The organism is Geodermatophilus sp. URMC 60 (genome assembly GCF_053502585.1).
Genome location: NZ_CP199958.1, coordinates 4957082 through 4973343 on the forward strand (window position 1 = coordinate 4957082; position 16262 = coordinate 4973343).

Sequence of the window (16262 nt, forward strand, 5' to 3'; positions counted from 1 at the left end):
CTCGCGTCCCCCGGTCGACACTGGGCGCATGACCGCCACCGAGCCCACGTACCGCGGCCGCGCCCGGATCGCCGAGCCCGGGGAGGGCATCGGCCTCGACGAGCTGGCGCTGGCCACCCGCAACCACGGGATGCCGCTGGAGGCGCTGCGCTACGACGTGACGCCGCCGGGTCTGCACTACGTGCTCACCCACTACGACATCCCTGCCGTCGACCCGGCGACCTGGTCGCTGGAGGTCGGTGGCGCCGTCGCCCGCCCGCTGCAGCCGACCCTCGACGAGCTCCGCAGCCGCCCGTCGGTCACCTCCCGGGTGCTGCTCGAGTGCGCCGGCAACGGCCGCGCCCGCTACGAGCCGCGGCCGGTGAGCCAGCCGTGGCTGCTGGAGGCCGTCGGCACCGCCGAGTGGACCGGCACCCCGCTGGCCCCGCTGCTCGAGGAGGCCGGCGTCGCCGACGGCGCGGTCGACGTCGTCTTCACCGGCGCCGACCACGGCGTAGAGCGCGGCATCGAGCAGGACTACGCGCGCGGCCTGCCGCTGGCCGAGGCGATGCGCCCGGAGGTGCTGCTGGTGTGGGCGATGAACGGCGCCCCGCTGCCGCCCCAGCACGGCGCTCCCCTGCGGCTGCTCGTGCCCGGCTGGTACGGCATGGCGCACGTCAAGTGGCTGACCCGCGTCGAGGTGCTCGACCGCCCCTTCGACGGCTACCAGAACGCGGCCGCCTACCGCATCAAGGTCGATGCCCACGACGCCGGCGAGCCGGTCACCCGGATCGCGCCCCGCGCCCTGCTCGCCCCGCCCGGCTGGCCGGACTTCATGACCCGTGAGCGCTTCCTGCGCCCCGGACCGGTTCCGCTGACCGGGCGGGCCTGGTCGGGCCGGGCACCGGTCACCGGCGTCGAGGTGAGCACCGACGGCGGGGCCACCTGGTCGGCCGCCGAGCTCGCCCCGGCCGACCCGGTGCACCCCTTCGCCTGGCGGGCGTGGTCCTACCCGTGGACGGCGGAGCCGGGCAGCTGGGAGCTGCTCACCCGAGCGACCGACGCCGAGGGCAGCCAGCCCACCGAGCAGGTCTGGAACCGGCAGGGCATGGCCAACAACCTGGTGCAGCGGGTGCCGGTGACCGTCCTCGAGTGACCGGGTCCGCTCCCGGACGCGGCCCCGTCCCGGGCAGGCCCGGCCAGAGGCCCGCCGCGAGCCCGGTGCCGTTGCGGAACGGCCACCCCCCAGGTCCTGCCGGCCCCGCCCCGAGCCCGCGAGGGGTGTGCAGGAAATGGTCCTGCTACCAGGCGTGGTGGGATACGAGGCGTGGTGGGAGAGGTGGTCCTCCTTCAGTGGCCGGCGGGCCGGTCGTCGTCCCCGCTTCCCTCGGCACCCGGGTCGACGACGACCGGACGCAGCCGCGACCACAGCGCGAACGCCGCGGCGAACACCAGCATGGCGAGGCCGACCCACAGGTTGGCGTTGAAGCCGTCCGTCTTGGCCCGGTCGTCGGCCGAGTTGCCGAACAGGCCCATGAGGACCAGCACGACGCCGTAGAAGCCGATCAGGCCGGCGATGACGTTGCGGACGTCGAAGGCCCCGGCCCGGTGGACCCGGGGCTGCTCTCCGCTGTTGCTCACGTGCGGCTCCTCTGCGGTGCGGCGGTCATCGGAAGATGACGTTGAGGATGATCACCATGACCAGGGAGATCCCGGCCAGCTTGGTCGGCGACTGGTACCAGGGCAGCCGGTGCGCGTCGGGGTCGGTGCGCTGCTCGCGGGGCGTCTCGGAGTAGACCAGCCCGGCGAGCTCGGCCACCGGCTTCGGGCGGGTCACCAGGGAGACCGCGACGCTGACGACGATGTCGACGACGAACGCGGCGCTCGCGGCGACGAAGCTCGCGCCCTGACCACTGAGCGGGATCACGCCCACCGACGCCGTGCCGAACGCGTCCTCGCTGAGGAAGGCGACGAGGACGGCGGCGAGCGTGCCGGACACCAGGCCGGCCCACCCCGCGGTCGCCGTCATCCGCTTCCAGAACATGCCGAGGATGAACGTGGCGAACAGCGGCGCGTTGAAGAAGCCGAACAGCGTCTGCAGGTAGTCCATCAGGTTGCTGTAACCGGAGGCGATGAGCGCCGTCCCGATGGCGACGACCGTCGCGCCGACCGTGGCCCAGCGGCCGACCTGCAGGTAGTAGTGGTCCGGCTTGTCCTTCTTCACGTACGTCTGCCACAGGTCGTAGCTGAAGACCGTGTTGAAGGCCGAGATGTTGGCGGCCATGCCGGCCATGAACGCAGCCAGCATGCCGGCGATGGCGACACCGAGCAGGCCGTTGGGGAGCACGTCGCGGATCAGCGCGAGCATCGCGTCGTTGTACTGGAGCTCGCTGCTCTGCCCGGCCTTGAGCTGCTGGATCTCCGGCACCAGGACGCCGGCGATGATGCCCGGGATCACCACGATGAACGGCACGAACATCTTCGGGAACGAGCCGATGATCGGCGTGCTCCGGGCCGCGGACATCGACTTGGTCGCCATCGCGCGCTGGACCTCGACGAAGTTCGTCGTCCAGTAGCCGAACGAGAGCACGAAGCCCAGGCCGAAGACGATCCCGATGACCGACCACACCGGGCTCTCGAAGGTGGACAGCTCGGTGCCGGGCCAGGACCGCAGCTGCTCCGCGTTGCCGGCCTCGGTGACCCGGTCGACGAGCCCGCCGATCCCGCCGACCCGGTGCAGGGCGATCAGGGTGAGCGGCAGCAGCGCCGCGACGATGACGAAGAACTGCAGGACCTCGTTGTAGATGGCCGCCGACAGCCCGCCGAGGGTGATGTAGCTGAGGACGACGGCCGCGGCGACGATCAGCGAGACCCACAGCGGCCAGCCGAGCAGCGACTCGACGATGGTCGCCAGCAGGAACAGGTTGATGCCGGCGATGAGGATCTGGGCCAGCGCGAAGGACAGCGCGTTGACCAGGTGGGCACCGGTGCCGAACCGGCGCCGCATGAACTCCGGGACGCTGCGCACCTTCGACCCGTAGTAGAAGGGCATCATCACCACGCCCAGGAACAGCATGGCCGGGACCGCGCCGATCCAGAAGTAGTGCATGGTCGGCATGCCGAACTGCGCGCCGTTGGCGGACATGCCGATGATCTCGACCGCACCGAGGTTCGCGGAGATGAAGGCCAGCCCGGTCACCCACGCGGGCAGCGACCGGCCCGAGAGGAAGAAGTCGAGGCTGTCGGAGACCCGCCGGCGGGCGGCCAGCCCGATCATCAGCACGACCGCGAAGTAGACGATGACCAGCAGGTAGTCGACGAACGAGGCGTCGAGTCTCAGGGCGTCCACGGGCAGGGACCTCCGAGGTCGGGGTACGGGTCAGGCCAGGCGCCGGGCACCTGCGGAAGGCACCACCGCGAAGGCCCGCGGCGGGGGGAAGCCCTGTTGCGCGAAGCGATCGGCGATCGTCCTCGCGACGTCGTCGGTGCGGTCGGCGTCGACGAGCACCACGGCACTGCCGCCGAAGCCGCCGCCGACCATGCGCGCGCCGGCGGCACCGGCCTCCAGCGCCGTGGCCACCGCGGTGTCGAGCTCGGCGGTGGAGATCTGGAAGTCGTCGCGCAGCGAGGCGTGCCCGGCGGTGAGCACCGGCCCGATCGCACCGGGGTCGGCGGTCTCCCGCAGGATCCGCACGACCTCGAGCACCCGGGCGTTCTCGGTGACGATGTGCCGCGCGCGCCGGAGCAGCACCTCGCCCTCGGGGGTCCCGTCGTCCAGCGGGGCCAGCGCGCCCACGTCCGGGACGTCGCGCAACGCGGGTAACCCCAGCCGTTCCGCGGCCTGCTCGCACTCGCGGCGCCGGTCGCCGTAGCCGCCGGTGGCGTGGTCGTGCGTCGTCCCGGTGTCGACGACGAGCAGCTCCAGCCCGGCCGCCCGCAGGTCCAGCGGCACCTGCTCGGTGCTGCGGTCACGGGTGTCGAGGAACAGCGCGTGGCCGGTGGTGCACAGCAGCGACGCGGACTGGTCGAGGATCCCGGTGGGCGCGCCCACGAAGTCGTTCTCCGCCCGCCGCGCGACGTCGACCAGATCGGCGACGGCCAGGTCGGGGGCGACGAGGTCGCGCAGCGCCAGCGCCACCGAGCAGGACAGCGCGGCCGACGACGACAGCCCCATGCCGGCCGGGACGTCGCCGTCGACCAGCACGCTCACCCCGCCGGTCACGCGGTCGCGCAGCGCGTCGACGACGCCGGCCGGGTAGCCGGCCCATCCGCCGGGCCGGCCGGGCGCGAGCTCGGCGACCGGCACCTCCACCCGGTCGCCCGGGTGCTGCGCGGAGACGAGGGCGACCAGCCCGTCGTCCCGGCGCGCGACCGCGGCGCGGGTGGTGTGCGGCAGCGCCACCGGCAGCACGAAACCGTCGTTGTAGTCGGTGTGCTCGCCGATGACGTTGACCCGGCCCGGCGCGGCCCAGATCCCCTCCGGCTGCCCGCCGAAGGCCTCCGTGAAGGCCTGCCGGGCCGCCGCGACGTCGCTCGCCGCACGTCGTCCATGGCCCGGCTCCGCGGCTCGCTCCGCTCCTCGGTCCGTCACCCGGGTCGCCTCCGCGTTCGCTCCGCTCCCCGCTCGCTGGCGCTCGCTGCGATGCTCACTCACCGTCGGCTCCCGGGGCATCTCCCTGCGGTGCTCACTCGCCTGTCGCCTTCACGTTCCGCAGCTGCTCGGCGACGTCCTCGGGGACGGTGTCGGTGATGAACGCGCCCATGCCGGACTCCGAGCCGGCCAGGTACTTCAGCTTCCCGGGCGCCCGGCGCAGCGAGAACAGCTGCAGGTGCAGCCACCAGTCCTCGCGCCCGCGGCCGACCGGCGCCTGGTTCCAGGAGGCGATGTAGGGCATCGGGGTGTCGAAGCGGCGGGCGAACCGGCCCAGCACGTCGAGGTAGACCTCGGCCAGCGCGTCGCGCTCCTCGTCGGCGAGCGCGGGCAGGTCGGGGACCCGGCGGTGCGGGAACACCTGCAGCTCGTAGGGCCAGCGGGCGGCGGCCGGCACGAACGCCGTCCAGTGCTCGTTGGCGGTGACCACCCGGGGCCCCGCTCGCTCGGCGGCGAGCACGTCGGCGAACAGGTCCCCGCCGGTCTCCCCGCGGTGCCGCTCGACCGAGGCCAGCACCTTCTCCACCCGCGGCGTCACGAACGGGTAGGCGTAGATCTGCCCGTGCGGGTGGGAGAGGGTCACCCCGATCTCCTCGCCGGAGTTCTCGAACACGAAGACCTGCTCGACCCCGTCGATGCCCGACAGCTCGGCGGTGCGCTCGGCCCACACGTCCACGACCAGCCGGGCCCGGTCGGTCCCGAGGGTGGCGAAGGACCGGTCGTGCTCGCTGGTGAAGACGACGACCTCGCAGCGGCCGAAGCCCGGACGCAGCTCGGACAGCGGGGCGCCGGGCGCGGTCGCCGGGACGTCGCGCTCGACCGCCGTCGCGAGCGACGGGAACCGGTTCTCGAACACGACCACCTGGTAGTCGGCCTCGGGCACCTCGGTGGGTTCCCTGCCGGGCCGGGTCGGGCACAGCGGGCAGAGGTCCGCCGGCGGCAGGAAGGTCCGGGTCTGCCGGTGCGAGGCCAGGACCACCCACTCACCGAGCAGCGGATCCCACCGCAGCTGCGAGCGGGTGCTCACCGGCGGCAGGTCGCGCGGGTCCTGGGCGGTGCGCGGCGGCGCGGTGTCCCCGGCGTCGAAGTAGAGGATCTCCCGGCCGTCGGCCAGCCGACGACTCGTCCGGATCACGGGGTGGACCTGCCTTTCCGCCGCTCGTGACTGTGCGTGAACAGCGTCCCGACGCTAGACCCGCCCCAGCGCCCCGGCCACTCCGGCGGGCCCGGACGGCGAGAGCCCCCGGCCGGGTGGCCGGGGGCTCTCGCTCGCTGTAGCCCCGAAGGGATTCGAACCCTCGCTACCGCCGTGAGAGGGCGGCGTCCTGGGCCGCTAGACGACGGGGCCGTGCGGTGCTCATGGTGCCACGGGCCGCCGGCGGCCTGGGCAGCGGGTGGGGACCGCGGAGACGACGAGAGCCCCCGGCCGGGTGGCCGGGGGCTCTCGCTGCGCTGTAGCCCCGAAGGGATTCGAACCCTCGCTACCGCCGTGAGAGGGCGGCGTCCTGGGCCGCTAGACGACGGGGCCGTGCGGTGCTCATGGTGCCACGGGCCGCCGGCGGCCTGGGCAGCGGGTGGGGACCGCGGAGACGACGAGAGCCCCCGGCCGGGTGGCCGGGGGCTCTCGCTGCGCTGTAGCCCCGAAGGGATTCGAACCCTCGCTACCGCCGTGAGAGGGCGGCGTCCTGGGCCGCTAGACGACGGGGCCGTGCGGGTGGTGCTGAGGAACTGTGTCTCCAGGCAGACAGCTTCCTCGCTGGGGTACCAGGACTCGAACCTAGACTAACGGAACCAGAAACCGTCGGGCTGCCAATTACCCCATACCCCAAGGGTGGTGCTGCACCTCGCGGCGCTGGACAACACCATACCCGATGGCCAGGGGCGGTCCGGGCACCCCCCTGGGTGACGGTGGTCGCAGGTCGAACGCGGCGGTCCGCACCTCCGGGCGCAGCCGCCGGCGGGTGCGCGCGACGAGGCCGACGTACGCGGCCATGGCCAGCAGGTCGACCAGCACGACCAGCAGCCCGATGCCGGCCGGCACCTCGTCGGTGGGCACCCCCTCCCCCAGCGCACCGGCCAGGACGAACACCACCACGTTGTTGACCGTGTGCAGCACGATCGCCGCCTCGAGCCCACCGGTCAACCAGACGACGGCCGAGGCGGCCAGGCCGAAGGCGAACCGGTCGAGGAAGACCGCCGGCTCGAACTGGCCGTGCGCGGCCGAGAACAGCAGGGCGGTGAGCACCCCGGCGACGACCGCCCCGACGACGGGCTCGCGGATCCACCCGGCGATCGCCTGGCTCAGGTAGCCGCGGAAGACGTACTCCTCGGCCGCGGACTGCAGCGGTGTGGTGAGGAACACCACCAGCAGCAGCCACCAGAACTCCGGCAGCGGCCCGGTCACCTCGCCGTCGGCGACGAGCAGGCTGAGCAGGACGGTGAGCCCGATCCCGACGCCGAGCGTGCCCAGCGCGAACAGCGTGTACGGCGCGAGCAGGCGCCAGCGCAGCCGGGCCAGCACCGACGACGACCAGCCGATCCCCATGCCGTGCGCGGCGACCCAGGACAGCCACACGCACGGGATGGCCACGGCCAGCGAGAGGTTGGTGAGCAGCAGCAGGCCGGGGTCGGTGAGGTCGGTCGGGTCGATCTGCGTCGGGTCGGGGAAGACCCCGGCGGCGAACCCGGCGAGGAAGACCAGGACCGTGGCCACCAGGTAGACCACGACGAACAGCAGCAGGCCCAGCAGCGGCCGCCACCAGCGCCACGTGCGGCTGCGCATGGCGAGCAGGAAGTCGGCCGGCTCGTCGTGCGGCGGGGTGCCCGGCAGCGGTTCCCAGCGCATGCCCGGTGGCGGCGCGGGCGGACCCCACGGCGGCGCGGCGCCCCAGGGCGGGACGGTGTGCGGAACGGGCTGCAGCGGCACCGGCCCGAGCGGCCACGGGACCGGCCCGGCCGCGGGCCACGTGCCCGACGGCGCGTGCAGGCCGCGCAGCGTCCCGGGGACGTACGGCGGCGCTCCGTAGGGCCCGGTCGGCGGTGGCCCGCTGTAGGGCTCGTCGTCCGGCGCGGCCCAGCCCGGCGGTCCCGCTGCGCTCACCCGGTCACCCGGGGACGGCGGCCCGCGCCGCGGAGAGGCGGGCGAGGGTGCGCTCCCGGCCCAGCAGCTCGATGGACTCGTACAGCGGCGGCGACACCGTGCGGCCGCTGATCGCGACACGCACCGGGCCGAACGCCTGGCGCGGCTTGCGCCCGAGTTCCTCGACGAGCGCCTCCTTGAGCGCGGCCTCGATGGCCGGCGTCGTCCAGTCGGGCAGCGCGCGCAGCGCGGTCTGCGCGGCGTCGAGCACCTCGGCGGCCTCGGGACCCGCCAGCTGCTTGGCCGCGGCCGCCGGGTCGATCTCGACGTCCTCGACGAACAGGAAGCCGAGCAGGCCCACGGCGTCCGAGAGCACGATCATGCGCTCCTGGGCCAGCGGGGAGATGGCATCGAGCACGCGCCGCTGCTCGGCCGTCGGCGGGTCGCCGACCAGCCCGGCGCGGGCGAGGAACGGCACGACGCGCTCGGTGAAGTCCTCCACCGGCAGCGCCCGCAGGTGGGTGGCGTTGATCGCCTCGGCCTTCTTCAGGTCGAAGCGGGCCGGGTTGGCGCTGACCCGCGTGACGTCGAAGGCCTCGATCATCTCCCGCATCGAGAACACGTCGCGGTCCTCGGCGATCGACCAGCCCAGCAGCGCGAGGTAGTTGGCGAAGCCCTCGGGGACGAAGCCGCGCTCCCGGTAGACGTCGACGTTGGACTGCGGGTCGCGCTTGGAGAGCTTCTTGCTGCCCTCCCCCGTCACGTAGGGCAGGTGACCGAAGCGCGGGGCGCCGGAGGCCACGCCGATGTCGGTCAGGGCGGCGTAGAGCGCGAGCTGCCGCGGCGTGGAGGGCAGCAGGTCCTCGCCGCGCAGGACGTCGGTGATGCCCATCAGCGCGTCGTCCACCGGGTTGACGAACGGGTAGAGCGGGACACCGTTGGCGCGGACGACGACGAAGTCCGGCACCGAGCCGGCGGCGAAGCGGATCTCCCCGCGGACCAGGTCGGTCCAGGTGAGGTCCTCGTCGGGCATCCGCAGCCGCAGCACCGGCTCGCGGCCCTCGGCGCGGAAGTCCGCCTTCTGCTCGTCGGTGAGGAACCGGTCGGCGTTGTCGTAGCCGAGCTTCGGGTCCTGCCCCGCGGCCAGCCGCCGGACCTCGACCTCCTCGTTGGTGGAGAAGGACTCGTAGGCGTGCCCGGCCGCCACCAGCTTCTGCGCCACCTCGCGGTAGACCTCGTGCCGCTCGGACTGCCGATAGGGCCCGTGCGGGCCGCCGACCTCCGGGCCCTCGTCCCAGTCCAGGCCGAGCCAGCGCAGGCTGTCGAGCAGGTGCCGGTAGGACTCCTCGGAGTCGCGAGCGGCGTCGGTGTCCTCGATGCGGAAGACGAAGGTGCCGCCGGTGTGGCGGGCGTGCGCCCAGTTGAACAGCGCCGTCCGCAGCAGGCCGACGTGCACCATGCCCGTCGGTGAGGGGCAGAACCGGGTGCGGACGGTCGTCGGCGGGGTGGGCGGGGATGTCACCGCGCACCCCCGGCGGTGGAGGCGGTGTCGGCGCCGGAGACGCCGTTCACCAGCGACCCGAGACCCTCGATGCTGCACTCGACCCGCTGGCCGGGCCGGATCGGGCCGACGCCGGCCGGCGTGCCGGTGAGCACGACGTCGCCGGGCAGCAGGGTCATCACCTGCGAGATGGAGGAGACCAGCGTCGGGACGTCGAACAGCAGCTGGCTGGTGCGGCCGGACTGGCGCAGCTCGCCGTCCACGGTGCAGGTGACCCCGAGGTCGGCGGGGTCCTTGCCGAGGCCGGCCAGGTCGGTCTCGATCCACGGGCCCAGCGGGCAGAAGGAGTCGAAGCCCTTGGCGCGGGTCCACTGCCCGTCGGCCTTCTGCATGTCCCGCTCGGTGACGTCGTTGGCGATCGTGTAGCCGAAGACGCTGCCGGGGACCTGCTCGGGGGTGAGGTTGCGCGCACCCCGGGCGCCGATGACGACGGCGAGCTCCACCTCGTGGTGGACGTTGGTGCTGCCCGGCGGGATGCGGATGGCGTCGCCGGGGCCGATGACCGACGTCGACGGCTTGAGGAACAGCAGCGGCCGCTCGGGCGCCTCCCCGGTGTTCATCTCCTTGACGTGCTCGGCGTAGTTCTTGCCGACGCAGACCACCTTGCTCGGCAGGATCGGCGAGAGCAGCCGGACGTCGGCCTGCGGGAAGCGCTGGCCGGTGAAGGAGATGGTGCCGAACGGGTGGCCCTCGATCTGGGCGACCTGGCCGTCGCCGTCGAGGACGCCGAAGGACATGCCGGAGGGCGAGGCGAAGCGGACGATGCGCACGCTCCGAGGCTAGTCGGCGTCCTGCGCGCGCCCGTGCCGAGGAGGACCTAGCGTGCCCGCATGGCCTGCCGCTTCTCCGAGCTCGTGATCGACAGCCGCGATGCCGAGGCGCTGGCGGCCTTCTGGGCCGAGGTCCTCGGTTACGACGTCCTCGGCCGGGAGGACGACGGCGGCGTGGAGATCGGCCCCGCGGCGGGCTTCGGCGGGCCCGCACCGACGATCGTCTTCGCCCCGGTCGCCGAGCCGACACCGGGCAAGGTGCGGCTGCACATCGACCTCAACCCCACCGACCGCGACCAGGACGCCGAGCTGGCACGACTGCTCGCCCTGGGAGCCACCCGCGCGGACGTCGGCCAGTCCGGCGCGGAGGACTGGTACGTGCTGGCCGATCCGGAGGGCAACGAGTTCTGCCTCCTGCGCCGTCGCCTCGACCCGCTGTGAACGAGGACCCGCTGTGGACGAGGACCCACTGTGACACTGTCGTCCCACCGGACGACTCCCCGACCAGGAGCCCGGAAGGAACCCCCTTCCCCCCACCCCCGCACGCTCGGGGCGGGACCCGGAAGGGGACCTCGCGGAGCCCTCCGGGGCCCACTCGACCCGACCAAGGAGGACCTCGTGATCCTGATCGTCATCAAGATGCCCGTCCGGCCCGACCGCATCGACGAGTTCCGGACCCACGCCGACGAGTACGCCCGGGCGGTGAACGCCGAGGAGGGCAGCCTGTTCTTCGAGTGGTCCCGCAGCGTCGAGGACCCGAACACCTTCGTCTGCATCGAGGGGTTCCGGGACTCCGAGGCCGGCGCCTCGCACGTGGCCACCCCGCACGCCAAGGCCGCCTTCGACTGGATGTCGGACCTGGTCGCCGAGCAGCCGCAGATCATCTACATCGACGCCCCGGAGGTCAGCGGCTTCGGCCCGATGGGCGAGGTCAAGCCCAGGAACTGAGCGCCGCGCGGGGCGTCGTCGCCCGCGCAACCGGTGCAGGAGCTGCCACAGTGACGCCGTGACCCGCGCCCTCGCGGTGCTGACGTGCCTCGCGCTGCTGACGGTCGTCGTCGAGGCGACCGACGACCCGCACCCGCTGCTCGCCGTCGCGCTCGGGGGGACGTACGCCGCGCACGCCCTCGCCGCGCTCCCGTGGCTGGCCCGCCAGCCGGTGCCGCGCCGGTACTGGCTGACGGCAGGCCACGTCTGTCTCCAGCTACCGCTCGGCGTGCTGCTGTTCGGTGCGGCGCACGCCGGTGTCGGGGCGACGCTCCTGCTGCTCGTGCTGGTCAGCCAGAGCGTGCTGCTCCTGCCGCTGCCCGCCGCCGCCGTGGTCACCGCGATGGTCCCGCTGGTGCACCTGGGCATGGGGTGGGCCGACTTCGCCCGCAACGGCCTGGGGCTGCTGGGCGCCGCGGTCTTCACCGCGGTCGTCACCGCGCTGCTCCAGCGCGAGCAGCGGGCACGCGTCGAGCTGGCCGAGGCCAACGACCTGCTGCGCGGGTACGCCGCACAGGCCGAGGAGCTCGCGACCACGCGGGAGCGCAACCGGCTGGCGCGCGACATCCACGACGGCCTCGGGCACCACCTGACGGTCGTCCAGATGCAGGTGCAGGCCGCTCGCGCCGTGCTGTCGACGGACCCGGACCGCGCCGACGCCGTCCTGGCCAAGGCGCAGCAGCAGGCCAGCGAGGCGCTGGCCGAGGTCCGCCGGTCGGTGGCCACGCTGCGCGAGCCCCGGACGTCGCCGCCGCTGGGCGCCGCACTGGCGGCCCTGACCGCGGAGGTCTCCGCAGCCGGCCTCCCCGCCACGTTCGAGGTCGTCGGGACCGAGCGGCAGTTGCCCGCCGAGGCCGAGGAGTCGCTCTTCCGGTCCGCGCAGGAGGGGCTGACCAACGTCGGCAAGCACGCGGCGGCGACCTCCGCGCGGGTGACCCTGACCTACGGCGAGGACGGGACGGTGCGCCTGGCGGTGCGGGACGACGGCTGCGGCCTGCCAGCCGGCGAGCACGGGGAGCACGTGCCCGCCTTCGGGCTGGTCGGACTGCGGGAGCGGGCGGCGCGCGCCGGCGGGCACCTGAGCGTGGCGTCGGTCCCGGGCGGGGGCACCGAGCTGCTGGTCGAGGTGCCCGGGTGAGCGCCGTCCGCGTGCTGGTGGTCGACGACCAGGCGCTGTTCCGGGAGGCACTGGCGACCCTCCTGGGCGCCCGGCCGGAGGTCGAGGTGGTCGGCGAGGCCGGGGACGGGCACCAGGCGCTGGAGCGGGCGGCCACGCTGCAGCCCGACGTCGTCCTCATGGACCTGCACATGCCGGTGCTCGACGGGATCGCCGCGACCCGGCGGCTCAGGGTCGAGCAACCGGGCGTGCGGGTGCTGGCGCTGACGACCTTCGACGACGACGAGGACGTCTTCGCCGCGCTGCGGGCCGGCGCGCTGGGCTACCTGCTCAAGGACGTGTCCTCCGACCGCCTGGTCGAGGCGGTGCTCTCCGCCGCCCGCGGGGAGTCGGTGCTCCAGCCGTCGGTGGCGGCCAAGGTGGTGGCCCGCTTCGCCCAGCTGGACGACGCCCCGCGGTCCCGGCCGCAGCCGCTGGTGGTGCCGCTGTCCGACCGCGAGCTGGAGGTCCTCCGGCTGGTGGCCGACGGGCGCAGCAACCGGGAGATCGCGACGGCGCTGTTCCTGGCCGAGGGCACGGTCAAGAACCACGTGACCAACGTGCTGGGCAAGCTCGGCGCCCGGGACCGCACCCAGGCGGCGCTGCGCGCCCGGGCCCTCGACCTGCTCTGACGGTCATGCCGGGACGTGACCGGCGACCGTGACCTCCGGCACCTGGCAGGGACGGCGGCACGCCGGACGCTTCCCGGCATGACGACGACGCAGCACACCCGCACTCGCGGCCGGCGCACCTGGCACCTCGTCCGCCACTACCTCGAGATGGTCGTGGCGATGGTGGTCGGGATGGTGGCCCTGGGCCCGCTCGAGGCCCTCGTCTGGCCGGGCCTGGACGACCGGGTCGACGTGCACGCCCTGGTCATGGCCACCAACATGGCCGTCGCGATGGCCGCCTGGATGCGGTTCCGCGGCCACTCCTGGCCGGCCATCGCCGAGATGTCCGCGGCGATGTACGTGCCCTTCGCCGTCCTGCTCGTGCCGTACTGGGCGGGCGCGGTGTCCGGCTCGTTCCTGTTCACCGCGGGACACGTGCTGATGCTGCCCGCCATGGCGCTGGCCATGTGGTGGCGCCTGGACGAGTACGCCGGTTGCTGACCGGGTGCTGTGCGTCTGCGGCGCGTTCCCCGCCGGGGACGCGCCGCAGACGCACATCGGTCAGCGAGAACGGACGGCGTAGGTGAGGGCGTCGACCAGGGCGTGCCAGGAGGCCTCGACGATGTTGTCGTGGACGCCGACGGTGGTCCACTCCCCCACCCCGTCGGTGCTGTCGATGAGCACCCGGGTGGTGGCGCCGGAGCCGCCCTTCCAGCCCAGGATGCGGACCTTGTAGTCGGCCAGCGAGACGTCGGCCAGCTGGGGGTACCGGCTGACCAGCGCCTGCCGCAGCGCGTTGTCCAGGGCGTTGACCGGGCCGTTGCCCTCACCGGTGCTGATGATCCGCTCGCCGTCGACGTGCACCTTGACGGTGGCCTCGCTGACCACGACGCCGTTGCCCCAGTGCTCGACCGAGGTCCGGTAGCTCTCCAGCTCGAACAGCGGCGGCGAGGCGTCGGGCAGCTCCGCCCGCAGCAGGAGCTCGAAGGAGGCGTCCGCGGCCTCGAACGACCAGCCGTCGGCCTCGAGCACCTTGACCCGGTCGACGACCCGGCCGATGACGTCGGCGTGCCCGTCGAGGTCGACGCCGAGCTCGCGGCCCTTGAGCTCCACCGACGCCCGGCCGGCCATCTCGGTGACCAGGATGCGCATGTCGTTGCCGACGACCTCGGGGTCGAGGTGGTTGTACAGCTCGGGGCTGATCTTGATGGCACTGGCGTGCAGGCCGGCCTTGTGCGCGAACGCCGAGGCGCCGACGTAGGGCTGGTGCTCGTTCGGGGCGATGTTGGCCAGCTCGGCGATGGCGTGGCTGACCCGCTGCAGCTCGGTCAGGCAGCCCTCGGGGACGACCGGCAGGCCCATCTTGGTGACCAGGTTGGCGATCAGCACGAAGGTGTCGGCGTTGCCGGCGCGCTCGCCGTAGCCGTTCGCCGTCCCCTGCACGTGGGTGACCCCGGCCTCGACCGCGGCCAGGGAGTTGGCGACGGCGCAGCCGGTGTCGTCCTGGCAGTGGATGCCCAGGCGGCCCTCGACGCGCGCGCGGACGTCGGCCACGACCCTGCCCACGCCCATCGGCAGCATCCCGCCGTTGGTGTCGCACAGGACGCCGACCTCGGCGCCGGCGGCGAACGCCGCCCGCAGCACCTCGACGCCGTAGTCGGGGTCGGCGGCGTACCCGTCGAAGAAGTGCTCGCAGTCGACGAACACCCGCCTGCCGTGCCCCACCAGGAAGGCGACGGTGTCGCGCACCATCGCGAGGTTCTCCTCGAGCGTCGTCCGCAGCGCCTCGCGCACGTGCCGGACGTCGGACTTCGCGACCAGGCAGACCACCGGCGTCCCGGCGTCGAGCAGCGCGCGCACCTGGGCGTCGTCCTCGACGCGGACGCCGGCCTTGCGGGTGGACCCGAACGCCACCAGCTGCGCGTGCCGCAGCTTGAGCTCGGTGCGGGCGCGGGCGAAGAACTCGGTGTCCTTGGGCAGCGCTCCCGGCCAGCCGCCCTCGATGAAGCCGACGCCGATCTCGTCGAGCAGCCGGGCGACGGCCAGCTTGTCGGCGACGGAGTAGCTCACGCCCTCCCGCTGCGCGCCGTCGCGCAGGGTGGTGTCGAAGACGTGGAAGTCCGTGGCGGGGTCGAGGGGCATCGGGGTCTCCCGGGGGCTGGTCGGCAAGGGCCCGAACACGAAAAAGACCCCCCGGGTACGGGAGGTCTGCGCGCAGTCGGGGAGGTGACTGCGCGCTAGGCGATGGTGATCGAGCCGGTGCGGGACATCGCGTCGAGTAAACCACGGAGCCCGGGCAGGTCCTACGGTCTCGGATCATGACGACGACCGGCGACCCGGCTGCGGGGACGGCGGCCCGCGAGGTGGCCGAGGCCATGGCCGCCGCGGCCGAGGCCTGGCTCGAAGCGCTCGACCCCGATCAGCGCGAGCTCGCCTCCTGGCCCGGTCCCGACGACGAGGAGGCCGAGGCCGAGCGGCTGCGCTGGTTCTACACCCCTACCGACCACGGCGGCCTGCCCCTCGGGCAGCAGCGCCCGGCCCAGCAGTCGCTGGCGATGCAGCTGGTGGGCAGCGGGCTGTCCACCGCCGGCTACGTCACGGTGTCCACGGTCATGGGCTGGGAGAACGTGCTCGACCACCTGGAGGGCTGGTCGGTCGACTGGGGCCGCGAGCGCGGTCGCGACCCGGGCCTGTACTACCTCCGCGTCTTCGGCACCCCCGGCGACGCGCGGCCGTGGGGCTGGCGGTTCGGCGGGCACCACGTGTCGCTGAACAACCTGGTCGTCGACGGGCGCGTCCGCTCGGTCACGCCCTGCTTCATCGGTGCCGACCCGGCGTCGGCGCCGCTGCTCGGCGGAGCCGACCTGCGGCCGCTGGGCACCACCGAGGACCTGGCACGGGACCTGGTCCGCTCGCTCCCGGCCGACCTCCGCGCCGCGGCCGTGCTGCTGGACCGGGCTCCGTCCGACATCGTCGGCGGCAACCGCTCCCGGGTGGCCTCCGGCGACCGGATGCTGCAGATGCCCGACATCTGGCGGCAGCGCTTCACCGAGCCGCACCTCGTCGACCGGGTGGCCCGGATGACCGAGAGCGCGGAGGCGGGCAGCGGCTACGGGCAGGCCGACCACGACCGCCTGGCGTTGACCGCCGAGCCGCGGGGCGTCCCGGCCACCGAACTGGACCGCGAGCAGCGGGCGCTGCTGCAGACCCTGCTGAGCGCGTACGTCGGGCGGGTGCCGGCCGGGCTGGCCCCGGAGGTCGACCTGGACGCGGTGCACCTCGCGTGGGCGGGCTCCACCGAGCCCGGGCAGCCGCACTACTACCGGCTGCAGGCACCCCGGCTGCTGGTCGAGTGGGACAACACCGCCCGGGACGCCAACCACGCGCACTCGGTCTGGCGCGACCCGCAGGGCGACTTCGGCCTCGACGTCCTGGCCGCGCACCGGGCCCGGCACCACCCCGGCTGAC

Annotated in this window: 15 protein-coding genes and 4 tRNA genes; 7 read left to right on the forward strand and 12 right to left on the reverse strand. The window is 73.7% G+C overall.

Annotated features, from left to right (window positions below; all coding sequences use genetic code 11):
- Positions 1–28 precede the first annotated feature (28 nt).
- The gene (locus ACWIX3_RS23345) at positions 29–1135 is read left to right on the forward strand and encodes a sulfite oxidase (protein WP_448609729.1); all 1107 of its coding nucleotides are present in this window, start codon (positions 29–31) and stop codon (positions 1133–1135) included.
- Between the two features lie 194 nt (positions 1136–1329).
- On the opposite strand, the gene ACWIX3_RS23350 is transcribed toward ACWIX3_RS23345, so the two are convergent.
- The 11 genes from ACWIX3_RS23350 to ACWIX3_RS23400 all read right to left on the reverse strand — a co-directional run bounded on the left by ACWIX3_RS23350 (position 1330) and on the right by ACWIX3_RS23400 (position 10040).
- Positions 1330–1620: a hypothetical protein gene (locus ACWIX3_RS23350; RefSeq protein WP_448609730.1), complete on the reverse strand. Its 291-nt coding sequence runs from the start codon at positions 1618–1620 to the stop codon at positions 1330–1332.
- 25 nt (positions 1621–1645) lie between these two features.
- Positions 1646–3328, reverse strand: coding sequence for a sodium:solute symporter family protein (locus ACWIX3_RS23355; RefSeq protein ID WP_448609731.1), 1683 nt, complete (start codon positions 3326–3328; stop codon positions 1646–1648).
- A gap of 30 nt (positions 3329–3358) precedes the next feature.
- Positions 3359–4570, reverse strand: coding sequence for a galactokinase (gene galK, locus ACWIX3_RS23360; protein WP_448609732.1), 1212 nt, complete (start codon positions 4568–4570; stop codon positions 3359–3361).
- 94 nt (positions 4571–4664) lie between these two features.
- Complete coding sequence (galT, locus tag ACWIX3_RS23365) at positions 4665–5765, reverse strand: galactose-1-phosphate uridylyltransferase (RefSeq protein ID WP_448609733.1); 1101 nt, start codon at positions 5763–5765, stop codon at positions 4665–4667.
- 140 nt (positions 5766–5905) lie between these two features.
- A tRNA-Glu gene (locus tag ACWIX3_RS23370) sits at positions 5906–5978 on the reverse strand.
- 107 nt (positions 5979–6085) lie between these two features.
- A tRNA-Glu gene (locus ACWIX3_RS23375) sits at positions 6086–6158 on the reverse strand.
- A gap of 107 nt (positions 6159–6265) precedes the next feature.
- Positions 6266–6338: transfer RNA gene (locus ACWIX3_RS23380), tRNA-Glu, on the reverse strand.
- 48 nt (positions 6339–6386) lie between these two features.
- A tRNA-Gln gene (locus ACWIX3_RS23385) sits at positions 6387–6458 on the reverse strand.
- Positions 6444–7730, reverse strand: coding sequence for a CPBP family intramembrane glutamic endopeptidase (locus ACWIX3_RS23390; RefSeq protein ID WP_448609734.1), 1287 nt, complete (start codon positions 7728–7730; stop codon positions 6444–6446). Before ACWIX3_RS23390 ends, ACWIX3_RS23385 begins: the two co-directional genes overlap by 15 nt.
- Positions 7731–7734: 4 nt before the next feature.
- Entirely contained in the window at positions 7735–9231 is a 1497-nt protein-coding gene (gene gltX, locus ACWIX3_RS23395; RefSeq protein WP_448609735.1) for a glutamate--tRNA ligase, read from the reverse strand.
- On the reverse strand, positions 9228–10040 hold the full coding sequence (locus ACWIX3_RS23400; protein WP_448609736.1) for a fumarylacetoacetate hydrolase family protein: 813 nt from the start codon (positions 10038–10040) through the stop codon (positions 9228–9230). The genes gltX and ACWIX3_RS23400 overlap by 4 nt, the downstream gene beginning before the upstream one ends.
- 60 nt (positions 10041–10100) lie before the next feature.
- Between ACWIX3_RS23400 and ACWIX3_RS23405 the strand changes: the two genes are divergently transcribed.
- From ACWIX3_RS23405 to ACWIX3_RS23425, 5 genes are all read left to right on the forward strand, one after another.
- The gene (locus ACWIX3_RS23405; RefSeq protein ID WP_448609737.1) at positions 10101–10481 is read left to right on the forward strand and encodes a VOC family protein; all 381 of its coding nucleotides are present in this window, start codon (positions 10101–10103) and stop codon (positions 10479–10481) included.
- 177 nt (positions 10482–10658) lie between these two features.
- Positions 10659–10988 carry a putative quinol monooxygenase gene (locus ACWIX3_RS23410; RefSeq protein WP_448609738.1) on the forward strand — a complete coding sequence of 110 codons (330 nt, stop codon included), beginning with the start codon at positions 10659–10661 and terminating at the stop codon, positions 10986–10988.
- Between the two features lie 58 nt (positions 10989–11046).
- Positions 11047–12165, forward strand: coding sequence for a sensor histidine kinase (locus tag ACWIX3_RS23415; RefSeq protein WP_448609739.1), 1119 nt, complete (start codon positions 11047–11049; stop codon positions 12163–12165).
- Positions 12162–12815 (forward strand): response regulator, encoded by a 654-nt coding sequence (locus tag ACWIX3_RS23420; protein ID WP_448609740.1) that lies wholly within the window; start codon positions 12162–12164, stop codon positions 12813–12815. The genes ACWIX3_RS23415 and ACWIX3_RS23420 overlap by 4 nt, the downstream gene beginning before the upstream one ends.
- 78 nt (positions 12816–12893) lie before the next feature.
- A complete protein-coding gene (locus ACWIX3_RS23425; RefSeq protein WP_448609741.1) occupies positions 12894–13295 on the forward strand; it encodes a hypothetical protein in 402 nt (133 codons plus the stop codon).
- Positions 13296–13355: 60 nt separating this feature from the next.
- On the opposite strand, the gene cimA is transcribed toward ACWIX3_RS23425, so the two are convergent.
- The gene (gene cimA / locus ACWIX3_RS23430; protein WP_448609742.1) at positions 13356–14936 is read right to left on the reverse strand and encodes a citramalate synthase; all 1581 of its coding nucleotides are present in this window, start codon (positions 14934–14936) and stop codon (positions 13356–13358) included.
- Positions 14937–15112: 176 nt separating this feature from the next.
- On the opposite strand from cimA, the gene ACWIX3_RS23435 reads away from it, so the two are divergent.
- Entirely contained in the window at positions 15113–16261 is a 1149-nt protein-coding gene (locus tag ACWIX3_RS23435) for a DUF3500 domain-containing protein (protein WP_448609743.1), read from the forward strand.
- Position 16262 lies beyond the last annotated feature (1 nt).

Bases quoted from the DNA above. Each gene is read 5' to 3' on its own strand.
- ACWIX3_RS23345 (WP_448609729.1), top strand. From the start codon at position 29: ATGACCGCCACCGAGCCCACGTACCGCGGCCGCGCCCGGATCGCCGAG.
- ACWIX3_RS23405 (WP_448609737.1), top strand. From the start codon at position 10,101: ATGGCCTGCCGCTTCTCCGAGCTCGTGATCGACAGCCGCGATGCCGAG.
- ACWIX3_RS23425 (WP_448609741.1), top strand. From the start codon at position 12,894: ATGACGACGACGCAGCACACCCGCACTCGCGGCCGGCGCACCTGGCAC.
- cimA (WP_448609742.1), bottom strand. From the start codon at position 14,936: ATGCCCCTCGACCCCGCCACGGACTTCCACGTCTTCGACACCACCCTG.
- ACWIX3_RS23435 (WP_448609743.1), top strand. From the start codon at position 15,113: ATGACGACGACCGGCGACCCGGCTGCGGGGACGGCGGCCCGCGAGGTG.